Below are 2,589 nucleotides of genomic sequence, written 5' to 3' on the forward strand. Positions count from 1 at the left end.
CATGAGCCTGTGCAAGATCCAAGACATGAATGTAATCTCGAATACATGAACCATCACGTGTATCGTAGTCATCTCCAAATATTTTCAGGCTATCATTTTGTCCCAATGCGGTCTTGTTGATGTTGGGAATGATATGAGTTGGATTTTTCACGCGCAGACCGTTTGAAGCATCCATTTCGGCCCCAGCTACATTAAAGTAACGGAAAATGACATATTTCCAATCATAGCGATTTGCCATCCAGTAGATCATTCGTTCACCCATCAGTTTTGTTTCTGCATAAGGGTTGACAGGGTCAAGCAGGGTATCTTCAGTTGCAGGCTTGTCAATACAGTTATTACCATAGAGGGAAGCAGTCGAAGAGAACATGATTTTTTGAATACCAACTTCAGACAAGACTTTGAGAACTTGGTTCATACCAGCAACATTGGCAGTGAAGTATTTACTTGGATTTTCAATACTTTCGCTCACAACAATCTCACCTGCACAATGGAGAACAGCATCAATCTGGTTTTCTTCCAAGTAGGCTTTTAAGGCACTAGCATCATAAACATCCAGTTGTTTAAAGCTAGCACGACTATCTACAGCCGAACGATTTCCTGTAGAAAGATTATCGAGAACATGTATCTGATAGCCAGCATTTAAAAGAGCTTTAACGGTATGGGAGCCAATGTAGCCAGCTCCACCTGTAACAAGAATTGTTTTGGTCATGATTTTTTCCTTTTTCTAGTTTTGTACTATTTTAAAGAAAGAAGAAAGGAAAGTCAACTGTTTTCTGCAAATTTCATGAAAAAACTGGACAAATATAGCATTGAATTGTTTTTTGTTTGGGAATTAATAGTTTGGTTGGTCTTGGAATAGTTCTTAGATTTCACCTCACATGCAAGAAAATACAAGCTTTTTCTAAGATAGAGCAAGACTAAGATACTAACTTAGAAATCCACCTTCCCGCTATTCTTCTCCTATAAAAAGTGGTAAAATGGATGAAAGAAAGAAGGAACTGAAATGACAACATTATTTTCAAAAATCAAAGAAGTAACAGAACTTGCTGCAATCTCAGGTCATGAAGCACCTGTCCGTGCTTATCTTCGTGAAAAGTTGACACCGCACGTGGATGAAGTGGTGACAGATGGCTTGGGTGGTATTTTTGGTATCAAACATTCAGAAGCTGCGGATGCGCCGCGCGTCTTGGTCGCTTCTCACATGGATGAAGTTGGTTTTATGGTCAGCGAGATTAAGCCAGACGGTACCTTCCGTGTCGTAGAAATCGGTGGTTGGAATCCTATGGTAGTCAGCAGCCAACGTTTCAAACTCTTGACTCGTGATGGTCGTGAAATTCCTGTGATTTCGGGTTCTGTCCCTCCACATTTGACTCGTGGTAAGGGCGGCCCAACTCTGCCAGCTATTGCAGATATCGTCTTTGATGGCGGTTTTGCGGATAAGGCTGAGGCAGAAAGCTTTGGCATCCGTCCTGGCGACACCATCGTACCAGATAGTTCTGCAATCTTGACAGCCAATGAAAAAAATATCATCTCAAAAGCTTGGGACAATCGCTATGGGGTTCTCATGGTGAGCGAGTTAGCAGAAGCTCTGTCAGGTCAAAAACTCGGAAATGAACTCTATCTGGGCTCTAACGTCCAAGAAGAGGTTGGTCTTCGTGGTGCTCATACTTCCACAACTAAGTTTGACCCAGAAGTTTTCCTAGCAGTTGACTGCTCACCTGCTGGTGATGTTTATGGCGGTCAAGGCAAGATTGGAGATGGAACCTTGATTCGTTTCTATGACCCAGGTCACTTGCTTCTCCCAGGGATGAAGGATTTCCTTTTGACAACTGCTGAAGAAGCTGGAATCAAGTACCAATACTACTGTGGTAAAGGTGGAACAGACGCTGGCGCAGCTCATCTGAAAAATGGCGGTGTCCCATCTACAACTATCGGTGTTTGCGCTCGTTATATCCACTCTCACCAAACCCTCTATGCAATGGATGACTTCCTAGAAGCTCAAGCTTTCTTGCAAGCCTTGGTGAAAAAATTGGATCGTTCAACAGTTGACTTGATTAAAAATTATTAAACTTAAGGAGGTGGTAGGGATGGTAGAACCAAACCTAGAAAGCCTTGTAAAAGATCTTTACAATCATGCTCGACATGATTTGAGTGAAGATTTAGTTGCTGCTCTCCTAGAGACTGCTAAAAAACTGCCTACTACAAATGAGCAATTGCTGGCAGTTCGTCTCTCAGGCCTGGTCAATCGTGAATTGCTCCTAAATCCCAAACATCCGGCACCTGAGTTGCTCAACTTGGCTCGCTTTATCAAAAGAGAAGAAGCAAAGTACAGAGGAACCGCAGCTTCTGCGATTATGTATGGGGAGCTCTTTAAAATGCTTTGATTCCATTGTGAATCAAAGCATTTTTCTATATATTAGAAAAGCAATTCTTGGTTAGGAAAAGAAAAAAGCCATCCCATTTGTACTGACCCCCAAAAGTTGGACAAATAATTATTGAAAGGATTTAGTTCTGTATTGCACAGGGCTAAGTCCTTTTAGTTTGACTTTAATTCGTTTGTTGTTGTAGTAATCAATGTAGTCCACAATA

Annotated in this window: 4 protein-coding genes; 2 read left to right on the top strand and 2 right to left on the bottom strand. The window is 41.6% G+C overall.

Annotated elements, in window-relative coordinates; all coding sequences use genetic code 11:
• Positions 1-709 (bottom strand): UDP-glucose 4-epimerase GalE (gene galE / locus PAN06_RS13790; protein WP_269796612.1); only part of this gene is annotated, 709 nt, incomplete at its 3' end.
• 294 nt (positions 710-1,003) lie between these two features.
• On the opposite strand from galE, the gene pepA reads away from it, so the two are divergent.
• Both pepA and PAN06_RS13800 read left to right on the top strand, forming a co-directional pair.
• The gene (pepA, locus tag PAN06_RS13795; protein WP_269796613.1) at positions 1,004-2,068 is read left to right on the top strand and encodes a glutamyl aminopeptidase; all 1,065 of its coding nucleotides are present in this window, start codon (positions 1,004-1,006) and stop codon (positions 2,066-2,068) included.
• A gap of 19 nt (positions 2,069-2,087) precedes the next feature.
• On the top strand, positions 2,088-2,384 hold the full coding sequence (locus tag PAN06_RS13800; protein ID WP_033679682.1) for an enterocin immunity protein: 297 nt from the start codon (positions 2,088-2,090) through the stop codon (positions 2,382-2,384).
• A 108-nt stretch (positions 2,385-2,492) separates the two neighbouring features.
• Here PAN06_RS13800 and PAN06_RS13805 read toward each other — a convergent pair.
• Positions 2,493-2,589: IS3 family transposase (locus PAN06_RS13805; protein ID WP_153210516.1), on the bottom strand; the 97-nt coding region annotated here is incomplete at its 5' end.

This window comes from Streptococcus sp. SM3, from assembly GCF_027497875.1.